Source organism: Azospirillum sp. B2RO_4 (genome assembly GCF_051124815.1).
Lineage (GTDB): Bacteria > Pseudomonadota > Alphaproteobacteria > Azospirillales > Azospirillaceae > Azospirillum.
The window spans coordinates 537,757-554,246 of sequence record NZ_CP118487.1; the positions used below are offsets into that span (position 1 = coordinate 537,757).

Here is a 16,490-nt window from a genome sequence, read left to right on the forward strand (position 1 = left end):
GCTCACTTCGCCGCGAGTGTCGGGTCGTCGTACCGCTTCACCAGCGTCGGCACGCGGCTGGTCCCGTCATAGCAGACGATGACGGCGGAATGGGCCATGTTGCCCTTGCCGTCCGACTTGTAGGTCATGGCGAGACCTTTGAACGTCCCTGTCGACAACGCCTTACGGATGGCGTCCGGCGTCCGCGCGCCGGCCTTCACCGCCTCCAGCACCATGGTCATGCCGTCATACTGGCCGAGCGCGAAGGCGTCCGGCTCCTTGCCGAAAGCGCTGCGGTAGGCGTCGGTGAAGGCCTTGATCTCCGGCGTGTCGCCCGAAATCGGCGAGGCCGCGGTCTCGGCGCAGACGCCCTTCAGCTCCGCCGGTTCCAGCAGGGCCGCGGTGCTCGGCTGATGCATGGCGGAGCCGGCGACGATGGGCAGGGTCACGCCGCTGGACGCCGCCTGCCGCAGCAGCAGCGCGGTCGGGCCGGAATGAAGGTGCAGCACCAGCACGTCCGGCTTGGCGGCCAGCGCCTTGGTCAGCACCGGCAGCAGGTCCTTGGCCGCCGGGTCCACCCCCTCCTCGAACACCGGGGTGACGCCCAGCGCCTTGAAGGCGGCGTCGAGATGGGTCTTGCCGCTCTGCCCATAGGCGGTGGTCTGATAGATGATCGCCGGATGCAGCTTGCCCAGCTCCTCCACCACATAGCGGGCGTGGGCGGATTTGGTCACGGCGTCGCCGGGGAAGAAGCGGAAGACCCAGGGGTTGCCCTGCTCGGTGATCGAGGCGGTGCCCGACACGGTGACCAGCGGCAGCTTCAACTCCTGCGCCAGCGGCAGCATCGCCAGCATCTGGGTGCCGAGCATGCTGGCGGCGACCGCCCCGACGGTGCCGCTGCCGGCCGCCCGCTCCAGCGCCGTCACCGCCGCCTCGGGCGAGGTGCCGGTGTCGACGACCTCCGACGCGATGGCGACGCCGGCCGGCGTCTGCTTCAGCGCCAGCACCGCGCCGTTGCGCTGGCTGGTGCCCTCCAGCGACAGGAAACCGGTCAGCGGAACCAGCACCGGGAAGGACAGCGTATCGTCGGCCCGCGCCGCCGCAGACAGGCAGGACGTGGCCGCCAGCAGGCCGATCAGAAGGGAAAGCGCGCGCCGCATGACCGAAAACTCCTCAACTCGCGCCGGCGGCCGGAGCGACGCGGAGGGGACGGGGCGTTTGCGGCCGATCCGTCGGGTTCCGGTCGGCTCCCTTCGCCGGCATGACCCGGATCAGGTTCGATGGGTGTTGTCTCAGCCCCCGCATCCGCCGATCCGGCGAAGGCAGGGGCACCCCAGCCGTGAACAGGCGGCGAGAGTGTCGCCGCCGGCCCCGTCCTGTCAAGAACCCAGCCGGCGGCGCGCCACCAGCGTTTCACGATGCAGGATGTAGAGGCCGCTGCCGATGATGACCATGGCGCCGGCGATCACCGGCATGGTCGGCAAATCGCCGAACACCAGCCAGCCGAACAGGCTGGCCCACACCATGCCGGTGTACTCGAAGGGCGCCACCACCGCCGGAGGCGCGCGGCGGAAGGCCTGGGTCAGCAGAACCTGCGCCCCGGCGCCGATCGCGCCGACCAGCGCCATGAGCCCCAGCGCGAAGCCGGTCGGCGCCGTCCACACCGGCACCGTCAGCGCCCCGCTGACCACCGTCGTCGTCAGCAGCAGATAGAGCACGATGGACGCGCTGGTCTCCGTCCGCGACAGCCCGCGCACGGCGAGCGCCGCCAGCGCATAGAACAGGGCGGCGCAAAGACCGACCAGAACCGGCACCAGCGGCGCCCCGGCCGAAGGCTGCGCCATCACCACCACGCCGCCGAACCCGACCACCACCGCCGCCCAGCGCCGCCAGCCCACCGGCTCCCCCAGCAGCGGGGCGGACAGGGCGGTGATGAACAGCGGCCCGGCGAAGCTCAGCACATAGACGTCGGCCAGCGGCAGTTCGCGGAAGGCATAGAAGAAGCATCCCATCGAGATCAGCCCGGCGAAGGCGCGCCAGACATGGCCCAATGGCCGCCGCGTCCGCATCGCCGCGATCCCGCCGCCGCGCCACAGCGTGTAACCGCCGACCAGCAGGAAGGCGACCAGCGAGCGCACGAACATCAGCTGCGGCACCGGGTAATCGGCGGTCAGGAACTTGATGAGCGTGTCCATCGCCGCGAACAGCAGAATCGCACCCAGGAAGCAGCCGACGGCATAGGGAACCGAATCGGCCTCGGCAGGCAGCAGGTCGGCGGTTTCGGCGTCGGTCATGGATCTGTTCGGGACGGCAATGGCGGAAGGTGCCCACATTATGGGCAAATCCGCCCGCGTCCCAATGCCGCAACCGCAGGTCTGGTAGGCGTGGGCTTGGAGAGATTCAGGCTTCGAATGCCCCCACCTATCCTCCCCCGCTGGGCGGGGGAGGGACTGCCGCTATTTTTCGAAACAAGCACTTACCCCCTCCCCCGCCCAGCGGGGGAGGGTTGGGGTGGGGGCATCGTCAGCCAATACTCTACCTCGTCAGCACCATCACCAGCCGCTCCACCGGCGTGTCGTTCACCAGATGCGATTCGACGATCTCGTCGATGTCCTCCGCCGTTTCCGGCCGGTACCAGATGCCCTCCGGATAGACCACCATCAGCGGCCCGGCGGAGCAGAAGCCGAGGCAGCCCGTCATCGCCATACCGATGTCGGCCAACCCCTTCGCCTGTATTTTCTGATCGAGCCGCTGCCACAGCGGATGCGCGCCCTTGGCGGCGCAACTGCCGCGCGGATGGCCAGGCGGGCGTTGTTGGGCACAGCAGAAGACGTGGTGGCGGAAGGTCTGCGGAATGTCGAGCGGCATCGGGCGTGCTCCATAACCGTAAAAATATTATGGTTTAGGAGCATGCCAGATTGCTGCGCTGCGGCAAGAGTTTTGTAATCCTTCTAACTCACGGCACCCGCAGTGTTTCCGGTGCGATGAAATGCTTGGTCGGCAGAGCATTGGCGGTTAAGAATCCCGGCGGGGGCAATCCAGGAGACGCCGGTGCTGCTGAGCGGGTCGGGTAAGGGACAGCCGGGCGCCGTGCCGGGCTGGGTCGGATATGCGCTGCTGCCGGTCCTCAACCTCGTCGCGGCCTTCGTGCTGTCGGGGCTGGTGATCCTGGTGATCGGCGAGAATCCGGTCGACGTGCTGTCGCTGCTGCTGTCGGAGGCTCTGGGATACCCGGAGGCAATCGGCTACACCCTTTATTATACCACCGACTACATCTTCACCGGGCTGGCGGTCGCCATCGCCTTTCATTGCGGGCTGTTCAACATCGGCGGCGAGGGGCAGGCTTATCTCGGCGGGCTCGGCGCCGGGCTGGTGGCGCTGGCGCTGACCGGCTGGCCCTGGCCGGTGGTGGCGCTGCTGGCGGTGCTGGCGTCGGCATTGTTCGGCGCAGCCTGGGCCTTCATCCCGGCCTGGCTGCAGGCCAAGCGCGGCAGCCACATCGTCATCACGACGATCATGTTCAATTTTATTGCCGCGTCGATCATGACCTGGCTGCTGGTGGACGTGCTGATCCGCCCCGGCAGCCAGTCGCCGGAAACCCGCGAGTTCGATCCCGGCGTCTGGCTACCGTCGATGGACCGGGCGCTTGGCTGGTTCGGCATCACCATTCCGGCCTCGCCGCTGAATTTGTCCTTCCTGTGGGCGCTGGCCTGCTGCCTGCTGTTCCACATCTTCCTGCGCCGCACCCGCTGGGGCTACGAGCTGCGCACCGTCGGCCGGAACGAGCGGGCGGCGGTCTATGCCGGCATCTCGCCGTCGCGCAACATCATCATCGCCATGCTGATCTCCGGCGCGCTGGCCGGCTTCGTCGGAGTGAACGAAATCCTTGGCGTGCAGCACCGGGTGATCCTGAACTTCACCGGCGGCGTCGGCTTCGTCGGCATCGCCGTGGCGCTGATGGGGCGCAACCATCCGGTCGGGATCATTCTGGCCGCCTTGCTGTTCGGGGTTCTGGCGCAGGGCGGCGGCCAGCTGTCCTTCGACTATCCCACGATCAACCGCGAACTGGTGATGGTGATCCAGGGTCTGGTCATCCTGTTCGCCGGCGCGATGGAGAACCTGTTCAAGCCGCAGGTGGAGGCGCTGTTCCGCCGCCGCGGCACCACCGCCACCGCCGATACGGGGAGGGGCTGAGCGATGGAGGACGCACTTCTTCTGGCGCTGCAGCTGCTGAGCGCCACCATCCGGGTGGCGACGCCGCTGGTGCTTGCCGCCTTCGCCGGCATGTATTGCGAGCGGTCGGGCGTGGTCGACATCGGGCTGGAGGGCAAGATGCTGGCCGGCGCTTTCTTCTCCGCCGCCGTCGCCTCGACGACGCTAAATCCCTGGCTCGGTCTGCTGGCGGGCATCGCCGCCGGTGTGGCGCTGGCGCTGGTCCACGGCTTCGCCTGCATCACCCACAACGGCAATCAGGTGGTGTCGGGCATGGCGATCAACATCCTGGTTGCCGGGCTGGCGCCGACGCTGGCCTATGCCTGGTTCCAGCAGGGCGGCCAGACCCCGCTTCTGCCCAATCAGGCGCGCATCCCCGCGGTCGAGTTGCCGGGGGTGGAGACCCTGTCCGGGATCCCGGTGCTGGGGCCGGTCTACCGCGAATTGTTGAACGGTAACAATGTGCTGATATGGGTGACGCTGGTCCTGGTGATCGCCACCCATTGGGTGCTCTACCGCTCGCGCTTCGGGCTGCGGCTGCGCGCGGTGGGCGAGAATCCGGCGGCGGTCGACACCGCCGGCCTGTCGGTGACGCGGCTGCGCTATCAGGCGCTGCTGGTGACCGGCGCGCTGACCGGGATGGCGGGCTCGTATCTCTCCACGGGACACGGCGCCGGCTTCGTCCGCGACATGACCGCCGGCAAGGGCTATCTGGCGCTGGCGGCGCTGATCTTCGGCAAATGGCGGCCGGGACCGACGCTGTTCGCCTGCCTGCTGTTCGCCTTCACCGACGCGGTGCAGGTGCGGCTGCAGGGGGTGGAGCTGCCGGGCATCGGCGTCATCCCGGTGCAGTTCATCCAGATGCTGCCCTATGTGCTGACCGTCCTGCTGCTGGCCGGCTTCGTCGGCAAGGCCGTCGCCCCAAAGGCGAGCGGCATCCCCTATGTCAAGGAGCGCTGACGCCATGACCGACCCGGCAGAGCTGACCCCGCTGATCGAAGCCGCCCGCGCCGCGCGCGAGAACGCCCACGCCCCCTATTCGAAGTTCAAGGTCGGCGCCGCCATCCTCGGCGACTCGGGCCGCATCTTCGCCGGCTGCAATGTGGAGAACGCCGCCTATCCGCAGGGTCAGTGCGCCGAATCGAGCGCCATCGGCGCCATGGTCACCGCCGGCGACCGCCGCATCCGCGCCATCCTCGTCATGGGCGGCGAGGCGGGGGCGGAGGAGATCTGCACCCCCTGCGGCGGCTGCCGCCAGCGCATCCGCGAATTCGCGTCCCCGGAAACCCCGATCCACATCTGCGACCCGGCCGGCCTGCGGAGGACCTTTTCGCTGGAGACCCTGTTGCCCGAATCGTTCGGTCCCACCAATTTAGCCTTCTGAGCGGAGTTTCCCGACATGACGGCAGCCCGCGCCGCCGCGGACATCCTTCACCGTGCCTCCGGCCACCGGCCGCGGGTCGGCATCGTGCTGGGTTCCGGCCTGGGCGGCATCGCCGACCGCATCGACGATGCCGTATCCATCCCCTACGGCGAGATCGCCGGCTTCCCGGTTCCCAGCGTGTCCGGCCATGCCGGGCGGCTGGTCGTCGGCCAGCTCGGCGGGGTCGAGGTCGCCTGCATGCAGGGCCGCGTCCATGCCTATGAAGGCAACGGTTTCGACGCACTCAAGACCGCCGTGCGGGCGCTGAAGCTGGCGGGCTGCGACACGCTGGTGCTGACCGCCGCCGTCGGTTCGCTCCGGCTGGAGGTCGGGCCGGGCCGGCTGATGGCGATCAGCGACCATCTGAACCTGCTGGGCTCCAACCCGCTGACCGGCCCGAACGACGAGGCCTTCGGCGAGCGCTTCCCCAGCATGACCGATGCTTGGGACCCGGACCTGCGCAGCCTGCTGAAGGAGGTTGCCGCCGGCCTGTCCATCGATCTGGCGGAGGGCGTCTATGCCGCCTATCCCGGCCCGTCCTTCGAGACGCCGGCCGAGGTGCGGATGATGAAGCTGCTGGGCGCCGACGCGGTCGGCATGTCCACCGTGCCGGAATGCATCATCGCCCGCCATTGCGGCCTGCGGGTCGCCGGCTGCGCCGTCGTCACCAACCTGGGGGTCGGGCTCGGCGATGGGCCGGTCGACCATCACCAGACCCTGACCGCCGCATCGGCGGCAGCCGCCGACCTTGAACGCCTGCTGGTCGGCTTCCTCGAACGCCTGCATGAAAAGGACGGGTCCCGGTCATGAAACTGTCTGCCGACCTGCAAAGCGCGCTCGACGCCAGCGCCAACGCCCCGTCCGACGCCGATCTGGCGCGCCGTGCCGTGGGTATGCTCGACCTTACCAGCCTGAACGGCGACGACAGCGACCGGGTGGTGCAGGACCTCTGCGCCCGCGCCGTCACACCCGTAGGGCCGGTCGCCGCCGTCTGTGTCTGGGCGCGCTTCGTCCCCACCGCCCGCAAGGCGCTGGAGGGAACGCCGGTGAAGGTCGCCACCGTGGTGAATTTCCCGACCGGCGAGGCCGACGCCTCCTCGGTGGCGGCGGAAACCCGGCGCGCCATCGCCGACGGTGCCGACGAAATCGACGTGGTGCTGCCCTACAAGGCCTTCATCGACGGCGCCCGCACCCAGCCGATGAATGTGGTGAAGGCCTGCCGCGAGGCCTGCGGCGACAAGGCGCTGCTGAAGGTGATCCTCGAATCCGGCGCCTTCCCCGACGCCGACCTGCTGGCCTGGGCCGCGCGCGACGCCATCGCCGCCGGGGCCGATTTCCTCAAGACCTCCACCGGAAAGACGCAGCCGGCCGCCACCCTGCCGGCGGCTGCGGTGATGCTGGACTGCATCTATGAATCGGGCAAGAGCGTCGGCTTCAAGGCATCCGGCGGCATCCGCGATGCGGCGGAGGCGGCGTGCTATCTGGCGCTGGCCGACCACATCCTGGGCGAAGGCTGGGCGACGCCGCAGACCTTCCGGTTCGGCGCCTCCAGCCTGCTCGACTCGCTGCTGGCGGCTGCAGGGCATGGGGAGCGCGAACCGGCCCCGGCGGGAGGATATTGAGGCATGCTTCCGCAGGAGATCGTCCGCGCCAAGCGCGACGGCCAGCCGTTGGACGACGCCACCATCCGGGATTTCGTGCGCGGCATCACCGACGGCAGCGTGTCGGAGGCCCAGGCGGCGGCCTTCGCCATGGCCGTCTTCTTCCGCGGCATGAGCCTGGACGAACGGGTGGCGCTGACCCGCGCCATGCGCGATTCGGGCACGGTGATGGAATGGCGGTCGCTGGACCTGCCCGGCCCGGTGATCGACAAGCATTCCACGGGGGGCGTCGGCGACAAGGTCAGCCTGATCCTGGCGCCGATGCTGGCTGCCTGCGGCGGCTTCGTGCCGATGGTGTCGGGGCGCGGCCTCGGCCACACCGGCGGCACGCTCGACAAATTCGAGAGCATCCCCGGCTACCGCGCCAAGCCCGACAACGACCTGCTGCGCCGGGTGGTGAAGCAGGTCGGCTGTGCGGTGATCGGCGCAACCGACGACATCGCCCCGGCCGACAAGCGGCTCTACGCCATCCGCGACGTGACGGCGACGGTCGAATCGCTCGACCTCATCACCGCGTCGATCCTGTCGAAGAAGCTCGCTGCCGGGCTGGACGCGCTGGTGATGGACGTGAAGTTCGGCACCGGCGCCTTCATGCAGCGTCTGGAAGATGCCGAGGCACTTGCCGAGAGCATCGTCACCGTCTCCAAGGGCGCCGGCCTGCCGGCGGTGGCATTGCTGACCGATATGAACGAGGTGCTGGGCCGCAGCGCCGGCAATGCGCTGGAGATGCGCGAATGCCTCGCCATCCTGCGCGGCGAGCCGGCCGAGCCGAGGCTCTACGAGGTGACGGCGGCGCTGGCGGCGGAACTGCTGGCGTTGAGCGGGCTGGCGCCGGACGTCGCGACGGGGCGCGCCATGGCCGACCGCTCCATCGCCGACGGCACGGCGGCGGAGCGTTTCGCCCGCATGGTCAAGGCGCTGGGCGGACCGGCCGACCTGCTGGAGCAGCCGGACCGCCATCTGGAAAGCGCCCCCGTCGTCCGCCCGGTGTTCGCCGAGCGGGCCGGCTTCGTCGGCGCCATCGACACCCGCGGCGTCGGCATGGCGGTGGTGGCGCTGGGTGGCGGCCGGACGAAGACCACCGACTCCATCGACTTCGCCGTCGGCTTCGACGAGATCGCCGGGCTGGGTGACGCGGTGGGGCCGGGAGACCGCCCGCTGGCGATCCTGCACGCCCGCACGGAGGCACAGGCCGAGGAGGCGGAGCGGCGCCTGCGCGCGTCGGTCACGGTGAGCGATACCGCACCGAAGCGTGGGCCGCTGATCGCGAAGCGTTTGGGGTGACTTGCGCTTATCTCCTTCTCCCCCCTGGGGAGAAGGTCGGGATGAGGGGGTTCGGCGGAGCCGAAGACATCTGCCATGTGCATCCCCCTCACCCTAACCCTCTCCCCGGGGGGGAGAGGGGATCCAGGGCGTGAGATGCAGCCTACCGCCGGAACAGGAACTCGCGGCCGACCTTCACGCGGCGTTCGCCGTCATATTCGATGATGTCGGCGGTGGCGTAGGTCTCGGTCCAGCGTTCGGGCAGGTAGCTGCCGGTGCCGATCACGTCCACCGGAGCGTTGGCCTCTGCCATCAGCCGGCATTTGGCCGGGCCGAAGCCGCTGCTCGCGACGATCTTCACCGCCGGGAAGCCGGCCTCGTCCAGCCGTTCGCGCACGTAATGGATCGCGGCGGCGGAAACGCCGGTGCCGATCAGGTAACGCAACTGCGTCTCGTCGCGATAGCCGCGGATGGCATGCGGCGCATGGCGCTCCAGCACGGCGTAGGAGCCGGGCGGGTCCAGCCCCTCGACGAAACGGCCGCCGGGGGTGTCGAGCCGCAGCGACAGCTTGCCCTGGGCGGCCAGTTGCGGGAAGCGGCGGCAGACCTCCAGCCCGTCGGTGATCTCCCGGCCGAAATAATCGACCAGCACGGTCAGCGGCAGGTCGGGAAAGGTCTCGTTGAACATCTCCGCCGCGCGCACGGTCGAACCGGCATAGCCGATCAGGGCGTGCGGCATGGTGCCCATGCCGCGATCCTGCCCGAAATAGGAGGCGGTGGCGTCGGTGGCGTTGCCGACGAAGCCCTTGGCGCCGACCTTCCGCTTGGCGCGATCGGACCCGACGGAGGCGGCATAGGCCATCATCTCCGCCATCTCGGTCCCGGCGCAGTGGCGGGCATCCATGGCCAGGAAGGCGACCTTCGGCAGGTCGGCGCACATGGTGAAGGCGTTGTAGGCGGCGACGCTGGCCGGACCCAGCTTCTGCAGCAGGATCGTTTCGCAATCGACCAGATGATAGAAGGAACCGGTGATGTACATGATCGGCTCGCCGGCGCCGACCCATTTGCCCTCGGGGTAGTTCAGCTCGATCTGGAAGCTGGTGTTGCGCTCCCGCGCCACCGACTCCAGCCAGTCCACCGCAAGGCGCGGGGCGCAGACCACCGGGCGCCGCATGAAGATGGCGTAGGTCACGGTCTTGTCGCCGAACTTGCCGACCGCCTCCTTGGTGCGGCGGAAATAGGTGTCCGTCCAGTCGGGAACCGCGGCAGAGGACGGGTGAAGGGCAGTCGGCCCGTTACCGGCCTTCCGGCTGCCAACCGATCGGTTATCGCTGTCGCTCATACCCGTCACCCTCGCCTTCCGCCTCTGTCTGCGCCTTGGTCTGCGCATGGTATTGCGGCACATCGTTATGGATGGTCCGGCCGCCGGGCAGGGCCAGCCGGCCGGTTGTGTTGGAATCCCAGCATTATACGCCGCAGGCGGGCGGGGGAAGAGGCTTCCCACCCTGTCAACCCGCGGCGGATGGCTGCGTTGCATTTTTTGATGGGGCTATGTCGCGGTCGCTGGGAAAAACCTCAAATGCTCGCAAAAGAAGTCCGACCATAAGTCAGTCGATCCCTCTCCAACCATCTGCAATCAAAGAAAAACCAGATAAAATACCTTTATTTGACCTACCACTTCCGCGCTTTTAGAGTTTTCGAAGCGGATCAGCGGCAACAACCCGGCAGCGCGGAATGACCAAGGCATCAGTCTCTGCCGAAGCCGGCCAAGGCAACCTGCCCCCCTTCGATGGAACCGGCAACCGGATCGTCCTGGCATTGCTGGGACTGATGCTGGCCTTCGCCGGCGCCGGGGTGGGCAGCGCGCTGCTGCTGCGTCCGGCCCCCGCCCAGGGAGCCTATTCCCATGCCAGGATCGAAGCGGCACCGGCCGTCTATGCCAGCCTGCCCACTTTGACCGTCACGCTGAACGACGGCCGCCGGCTGCAGGAGTTGCGGCTGCGCGCCGTTTTGGAATTCGATCCCACGACTCCGCTGGAGTCGGTCACGCCGCATCTACCGCGCATCGCCGACGCCATCGAACGGCGCCTGCTGGAGGTCGATCCGGCCGAACTGCGTGGGGCGGAGGGGCAGGTCTATGTCAAGGACGCGCTGCGCTACGTCGCCAACAAGACCATGCGCCCGCTGAAGCTTCGGCAAGTGCTGATCCAGGACATGCTGCTGCGCTGAGCGCGCGCTTCCCAACGCCCACTCCAACCCCATATCCTGCCGGACCACATTCGTTTGTGGAATAAAGGTCCAGTTGCGCAAGGAGACGGCCGTGGCCGAGTTCGATTTCGACCTCTTCACCATCGGGGCGGGGTCCGGGGGCGTCGCCGCCAGCCGGCGCGCGGCGTCCTATGGCGCCAAGGTGGCGATCTGCGAGGGCAGCCGCGTCGGCGGCACCTGCGTGATCCGCGGCTGCGTGCCGAAAAAGCTGCTGGTCTACGCCGCCCAGTTCCGCGACGGCTTCGAGGATTCCTGCGGCTATGGCTGGAACGTCGCTCCCCCGACCTTCGACTGGGAAACGCTGATCTCGCGCAAGGACCGCGAGATCGACCGGCTGAACGGCATCTACATCAACATGCTGAAGAACTCCGGCGTCACCCTGTACGAGGGGTTCGGCCGGATCGTCGACCGCCACACGGTGGAGGTCGACGGCAAGCGCTACACCGCCCGCAACATCCTGATCGCCACCGGCGGATGGCCGTCCCTGCCGCCGATCGAGGGGATCGAGCATGCCGCGACCTCCAACGAGGCGCTGCACCTGGAAAAGCTGCCCCATTCCGTGCTGATCATCGGCGGCGGCTACATCGCCGTGGAATTCGCCAGCATCTTCCGCGGGTTGGGCGCCGAAGTCACGCTGATGATCCGCGGCGACGACCTGCTGAACGGCTTCGACGACGACATCCGCGTCGCCCTGGCGCAGGAGATGCGCAAGCGCGGCATCAACATCATATCGCGCTGCAAGCCGGCGAAGCTGGAAAAGGGTCCCGGCGGCTATACCCTGACCGACCATATGGGGCGCGAGCATTCCGCCGGCCTGGTGATGGCCGCCACCGGCCGCCGCCCGAACACGAAGAATCTCGGCCTGGAAGAAGTCGGCATCACCCTGAACGAGGCCGGCGCGGTTCCCGTCGACGAATGGTCGCGCACCGCCGTCGACAACATCTATGCCATCGGCGACGTCACCGACCGCATGGCGCTGACCCCCATCGCGATCGCCGAGGGCCGGGCGCTGGCCGAAACGCTGTACAACGACAACCCGATGCACATCGGCTACGACAATGTGCCCACCGCGGTGTTCTCGCTGCCGCCGCTGGGCACGGTCGGCCTGACCGAGATGCAGGCCCGCGCCAAATACCCGCAGGTCGACATCTACAAGGCCGGCTTCCGCCCGATGAAACACACCCTGTCCGGCCGCGACGAGCGGGTGCTGATGAAACTGGTGGTGGACGGCGAAAGCCAGCGCGTGCTGGGCTGCCACATGATGGGCATGGACGCGCCGGAAATGATGCAGTCGATGGCCATCGCCATGAACTGCGGCGCCACCAAGCGCGACTTCGACCGCACCATCGCGCTTCACCCCTCCACCGCAGAGGAATTCGTCCTGATGCGCGAGAAGGCGGAGCCGGAAAAGACGATCTGACGCCTGCGAAGAACGCTTTGTTGCGATGGCGGCGCGGGGAGCCATCCCCCTGTGCCGCCATTTTCATGCATTCCCTGCCGGCCCCATGCCCCAAGCGGTATAGCACGCCAAGACAGGGCACTTTTCCTGGAACGCTTCTAAAGGCTTCTGGTTGAGGCATGGAGCGATCCGGAACGGAGCGGCCTCTCCGATCCCGATCTCTCCGATCCTCGGCCCCGCCAACGGGCCACCAGACTCAGGAGGAGTCCCTCGCATGTTCATGCACAACAAAAAGCTCATGTACACGGTTCGCGTGTCGGAGCCGAACCCGGTGCTCGCCAGCCTGATGCTGGAGCAGTTCGGCGGCCCGCAGGGCGAACTGGCCGCGGCCATGCGCTATTTCACCCAGGGTCTGGCCGATGAGGATCCGGGCCGCAAGGACATGCTGATCGACATCGCGACCGAGGAACTGAGCCACCTCGAGATCATCGGCTCCATCGTCGCCATGCTGACCAAGGGCGCCAAGGGCAAGCTGGCCGAGGGAGCGGAGGCGACCACCGACCTGTACGCCAACATCACCCAGGGCAACGGCAGCCACACCCTGTCGCTGCTCTATGGCGGCGGGCCGGCGCTGGTGAATTCGGCCGGGCAGCTGTGGACCGGCGGCTATATCGACAGCATCGGCGAGCCGACGGCCGATCTGCGCTCCAACGTGGCGGCGGAAGCGCGCGCCAAGATCCTCTATGAGCGGCTGATCAACGTCACCGACGATCCGGGCGTGAAGGATGCGCTGGGCTTCCTGATGACCCGCGAGATCGCTCACCAGAAGAGCTTCGAGAAGGCGCTGTACGCCATCGACAACAACTTCCCGCCGGGCAAGCTGCCGGGCAAGCCGGAATACACCGACAAGTATTACAACACGAGCCAGGGCGAAGGCGACATGCGCGGCCCGTGGAACCAGGGCGCCCAGTGGGACTTCGTCGACGTCAAGATGGGCGACGCCCCGGTCAACGGCGGTGACGGCAACCCGACGGTCAAGCTCGCCGCGTCGGAACTGGCGGCGGTCAACGCCGTGGCCGCCCGCACCATGTCGAAGCCGGATTCCGATCCGACCACCGGCGCCGACCTGGGCGCCGGGCCGGGCGCCGGCAAGACCAAGACGACCGCCGGCGAGCGTTAAGCGCCCCCGGCTTCACCGTCTTCATCGCCGTCCCCGTCACTGCGCGGGGACGGCGGCCTCTTCCTCGCGGCGGTGCAGGCCCATCAGCCAGACCAGCAGGCAGAGCGCCGGCACCGCGCCCGCCATCGACAGCAGGAAGAAGCTGACCCAGTCCATCCGCTCCGCCAGCCAGCCGGACGACGCTCCGAACAGGTCGCCGCCCAGCTTGTAGAGGCTCGACAGCAGCGCATATTGCGTTGCGGTGTAGGCGACGTTGCACAGGCTGGACAGATAGGCGACGAAGGCCGCCGTCGCGATGCCGGCGCAGACATTCTCCACCGCCACCGTCATCGCCAGCGTCGATACGTCGTTGCCATTCCAGGCCAGCACGACATAGCCCAGGTTCGACACCATCTGCAGGATGCCGCCGATCATCAGGCCGCGCAGAACCCCGACCTTGCCCACCAGCAACCCGCCCAGCAGCCCGCCGGCAATGGTCGCCCACAGCCCGAACAGCTTGCTGACGTTGGCGATCTCCACCTTGGTGAAGCCCAGGCTGATGTAGAAGGTCGAGGACATCTGGCCGGCCAGCACCTCCCCCAGCTTGTAGCTGGCGATGAAGGCCAGGATCACCACCCAGCCGCGCCGCTCCATGAACTGGGCGAAGGGCGCCACCACCGCCCCGTAAATCCAGGCGAGCACGACCGCGCTGCGGCCTGACAGATGCGGCCGGTGCCCCAGCCATTCGGCGATCAGCTTCTCGCGGGCGCTGGGCGGCGGTTCCTTCGGCTCTCGGCACAGCAGGATGGTCGCCATGCCGACCAGAACCAGCGCCGCCATCACCTCGTAGGCCGTGCGCCAGCCATGATACTGCGCGATGTAAAGCGCGCCCGCCCCCGCCGCCATCATGCCGAAGCGATAGCCCAGCACCAGCACCGCGGCGCCGGCCGCCTGCTGATGCTCCTCCAGCACCTCGACGCGATAGGCATCGACCACGATGTCCTGGCTGGCGGAGCAGAAGGCGACCAGCACGGCGCACATCGCCGTCCACCACAAATCCTGCCCGGGATCGGTGGTGCCCAGCCCCAGCAGCGCCGCGATCAGCGCCGCCTGCGCCGTCAGCGCCCAGCCGCGCCGCCGCCCGAACAGCCGCGTCATCACCGGCAGCCTCAGCCGGTCGATCAGCGGCGCCCACAGGAACTTCAGCGCATAGGGCATGGTGACCAGCGCGAACAGCCCGATGTTGGTGCGGCTGACGCCCTGCTCAGTCAGCCAGACATTCAGCGTGGCGCCGGTCAGCGCCAGCGGCAGCCCTTCGGAAAAGCCAAGGAACAGGATCGCCAGCACGCGCGGGTCGCGATAGACGGACAATGCCTGCCCCCAGGAGGACAGGCGCCCTGCCCGCCAGGATGTCGCTTTCACCGGGTTAAGCTCCTCTCGGGCGTGGTCGGTTTCCCCCGATGTATACCGGTGGCGGCCACCCGCCGCCAGCGACCCTTGAATATCGGGTGTATATCCGGTGCGAGGCGAATTTCCTTTCATCTGAAATCACCCACGGTGGCAGGCGACCTGTCCTATTGGCACAGCATTGCCGGCAGGCGGGCCGAAACTGTGGAAAAGTTACCGCGAGTCGCGCTATAGAGTACCCCCCACGGGTTTCGCCGCCGGTCGTTCGCCGCCCGCCCGGCCCCCGTTCCGCAATCGTCAAGGAAGAGCAGGCGCGTCATGGTCGAGCGTTGGACACCCGCCAGTTGGAGGACGAAACCGGCGAAGCAGTTGCCGACTTATCCCGACCAGTCGAAGGTCGAGGCGGTCGAGCAGCGCCTGTCCTCCTATCCGCCGCTCGTCTTCGCCGGCGAGGCCCGCCGGCTGAAGTCCAAGCTGGCCGAGGCCGCCGCCGGCCAGGCCTTCCTGCTGCAGGGCGGTGACTGCGCCGAGAGCTTCGCCGAGTTCCACCCCAACAACATCCGCGACACCTTCCGCGTCCTGCTGCAGATGGCCGTGGTGCTGACCTTCGGCGCCTCGATCCCGGTCATCAAGGTCGGCCGCATGGCCGGCCAGTTCGCCAAGCCGCGCTCGGCCGACATGGAAGAGATCGACGGGGTCGAGCTGCCGTCCTACCGCGGCGACATCATCAACGGCTTCGACTTCACCAGCGACGCCCGCGTTCCGGATCCGGAGCGCATGATGCAGGCCTACACCCAGGCCGCCGCGACGCTGAACCTGCTGCGCGCCTTCGCCCAGGGCGGCTACGCCGACCTGCACAAGGTCCATCAGTGGACGCTGAGCTTCGTCGAGAAGTCGCCGGCCGGCGAGCATTTCCAGGAGCTGGCCAACCGCCTGGACGAGACGCTGGCCTTCATGGCCGCCTGCGGCATCACCGCGGAGACGACGCCGCAGCTGCGCGAGACCGACTTCTTCACCAGCCACGAGGCGCTGCTGCTGCCGTTCGAGCAGTCGCTGACCCGCGTCGACAGCACCACCGGCGACTGGTACGACGTGTCGGCCCACATGCTGTGGATCGGCGACCGCACCCGCCAGCCCGACGGCGCCCATGTCGAGTTCCTGCGCGGGGTGAAGAACCCGATCGGCCTGAAATGCGGCCCGACGACCGACCCGGACGAGCTGATCCGCCTGATCGACATCCTGAACCCGACCAACGAGGCCGGGCGCCTGACGCTGATCGTGCGCATGGGCTCCGACAAGGTGGCGGAGAAGTTCCCGCCGCTGCTGCGCAAGGTCCAGCGCGAAGGCCGCACCGTGGTGTGGTCCTGCGACCCGATGCACGGCAACACGGTCAAGTCGACCACCGGCTACAAGACCCGTCCGGTCGAGCGGGTGCTGGCCGAGGCGCGCGGTTTCTTCGAGGTGCATCAGGCCGAAGGCACCCATGCCGGCGGCGTGCATTTCGAGCTGACCGGCCAGGATGTGACGGAGTGCACGGGCGGCGCCCAGGCGATCACCGACCACAATCTGGCGCTGCGCTACCACACCGCCTGCGATCCGCGCCTGAACGCCAGCCAGTCGCTGGAACTGGCTTTCCTGCTGTCGGAAAAGCTGAAGGAAGGCCGCCAAACCCGCGAGGCCCAGCGCCGCGCCGCGATGGCTGCCGAATAAGCATCCGCG

The 16,490-nt window shown here is 68.0% G+C and carries 15 protein-coding genes and 1 riboswitch; of the genes, 10 read left to right on the plus strand and 5 right to left on the minus strand.

The features are described from left to right. Nucleotides 1-2 precede the first annotated feature (2 nt). The 3 genes from PWS46_RS19975 to PWS46_RS19985 form a co-directional block, all read right to left on the minus strand. The gene (locus PWS46_RS19975; RefSeq protein ID WP_434622313.1) at nucleotides 3-1,139 is read right to left on the minus strand and encodes an ABC transporter substrate-binding protein; all 1,137 of its coding nucleotides are present in this window, start codon (nucleotides 1,137-1,139) and stop codon (nucleotides 3-5) included. A gap of 71 nt (nucleotides 1,140-1,210) precedes the next feature. Continuing rightward, nucleotides 1,211-1,325, minus strand: a riboswitch (TPP riboswitch). 33 nt (nucleotides 1,326-1,358) lie between these two features. Continuing rightward, complete coding sequence (locus PWS46_RS19980; RefSeq protein ID WP_434622315.1) at nucleotides 1,359-2,273, minus strand: DMT family transporter; 915 nt, start codon at nucleotides 2,271-2,273, stop codon at nucleotides 1,359-1,361. Between the two features lie 241 nt (nucleotides 2,274-2,514). Then, nucleotides 2,515-2,847: a (2Fe-2S) ferredoxin domain-containing protein gene (locus tag PWS46_RS19985; RefSeq protein ID WP_434622316.1), complete on the minus strand. Its 333-nt coding sequence runs from the start codon at nucleotides 2,845-2,847 to the stop codon at nucleotides 2,515-2,517. Between the two features lie 183 nt (nucleotides 2,848-3,030). On the opposite strand from PWS46_RS19985, the gene PWS46_RS19990 reads away from it, so the two are divergent. From PWS46_RS19990 to deoA, 6 genes are read left to right on the plus strand one after another with little or no spacing between them, the layout of a single operon-like run. Continuing rightward, a complete protein-coding gene (locus PWS46_RS19990) occupies nucleotides 3,031-4,173 on the plus strand; it encodes an ABC transporter permease (RefSeq protein WP_434622318.1) in 1,143 nt (380 codons plus the stop codon). 3 nt (nucleotides 4,174-4,176) lie between these two features. Next, on the plus strand, nucleotides 4,177-5,151 hold the full coding sequence (locus PWS46_RS19995) for an ABC transporter permease (protein ID WP_434622319.1): 975 nt from the start codon (nucleotides 4,177-4,179) through the stop codon (nucleotides 5,149-5,151). 4 nt (nucleotides 5,152-5,155) lie between these two features. Further along, nucleotides 5,156-5,575 carry a cytidine deaminase gene (gene cdd, locus PWS46_RS20000; RefSeq protein WP_434622321.1) on the plus strand — a complete coding sequence of 140 codons (420 nt, stop codon included), beginning with the start codon at nucleotides 5,156-5,158 and terminating at the stop codon, nucleotides 5,573-5,575. Between the two features lie 15 nt (nucleotides 5,576-5,590). Continuing rightward, nucleotides 5,591-6,424 carry a purine-nucleoside phosphorylase gene (locus PWS46_RS20005; RefSeq protein WP_434622323.1) on the plus strand — a complete coding sequence of 278 codons (834 nt, stop codon included), beginning with the start codon at nucleotides 5,591-5,593 and terminating at the stop codon, nucleotides 6,422-6,424. Beyond that, a complete protein-coding gene (gene deoC, locus PWS46_RS20010; RefSeq protein ID WP_434622325.1) occupies nucleotides 6,421-7,236 on the plus strand; it encodes a deoxyribose-phosphate aldolase in 816 nt (271 codons plus the stop codon). Before PWS46_RS20005 ends, deoC begins: the two co-directional genes overlap by 4 nt. A 3-nt stretch (nucleotides 7,237-7,239) precedes the next feature. Further along, nucleotides 7,240-8,559 (plus strand): thymidine phosphorylase, encoded by a 1,320-nt coding sequence (gene deoA, locus PWS46_RS20015; protein WP_434622327.1) that lies wholly within the window; start codon nucleotides 7,240-7,242, stop codon nucleotides 8,557-8,559. Between the two features lie 142 nt (nucleotides 8,560-8,701). On the opposite strand, the gene PWS46_RS20020 is transcribed toward deoA, so the two are convergent. After that, nucleotides 8,702-9,880 (minus strand): nicotinate phosphoribosyltransferase, encoded by a 1,179-nt coding sequence (locus PWS46_RS20020; protein ID WP_434622329.1) that lies wholly within the window; start codon nucleotides 9,878-9,880, stop codon nucleotides 8,702-8,704. Nucleotides 9,881-10,272: 392 nt separating this feature from the next. Between PWS46_RS20020 and PWS46_RS20025 the strand changes: the two genes are divergently transcribed. The 3 genes from PWS46_RS20025 to PWS46_RS20035 all read left to right on the plus strand — a co-directional run bounded on the left by PWS46_RS20025 (nucleotide 10,273) and on the right by PWS46_RS20035 (nucleotide 13,385). Next, on the plus strand, nucleotides 10,273-10,767 hold the full coding sequence (locus PWS46_RS20025) for a flagellar basal body-associated FliL family protein (RefSeq protein ID WP_434622331.1): 495 nt from the start codon (nucleotides 10,273-10,275) through the stop codon (nucleotides 10,765-10,767). Nucleotides 10,768-10,858: 91 nt separating this feature from the next. Next, the gene (gene gor, locus PWS46_RS20030; protein WP_434622333.1) at nucleotides 10,859-12,226 is read left to right on the plus strand and encodes a glutathione-disulfide reductase; all 1,368 of its coding nucleotides are present in this window, start codon (nucleotides 10,859-10,861) and stop codon (nucleotides 12,224-12,226) included. A gap of 253 nt (nucleotides 12,227-12,479) precedes the next feature. Further along, a complete protein-coding gene (locus PWS46_RS20035; RefSeq protein WP_434622335.1) occupies nucleotides 12,480-13,385 on the plus strand; it encodes a manganese catalase family protein in 906 nt (301 codons plus the stop codon). Between the two features lie 36 nt (nucleotides 13,386-13,421). On the opposite strand, the gene PWS46_RS20040 is transcribed toward PWS46_RS20035, so the two are convergent. Next, nucleotides 13,422-14,786 (minus strand): AmpG family muropeptide MFS transporter, encoded by a 1,365-nt coding sequence (locus tag PWS46_RS20040; RefSeq protein ID WP_434622337.1) that lies wholly within the window; start codon nucleotides 14,784-14,786, stop codon nucleotides 13,422-13,424. Nucleotides 14,787-15,089: 303 nt separating this feature from the next. On the opposite strand from PWS46_RS20040, the gene PWS46_RS20045 reads away from it, so the two are divergent. Then, nucleotides 15,090-16,481 carry a class II 3-deoxy-7-phosphoheptulonate synthase gene (locus tag PWS46_RS20045; RefSeq protein ID WP_434622339.1) on the plus strand — a complete coding sequence of 464 codons (1,392 nt, stop codon included), beginning with the start codon at nucleotides 15,090-15,092 and terminating at the stop codon, nucleotides 16,479-16,481. The last annotated feature ends 9 nt before the right edge of the window (nucleotides 16,482-16,490 follow it).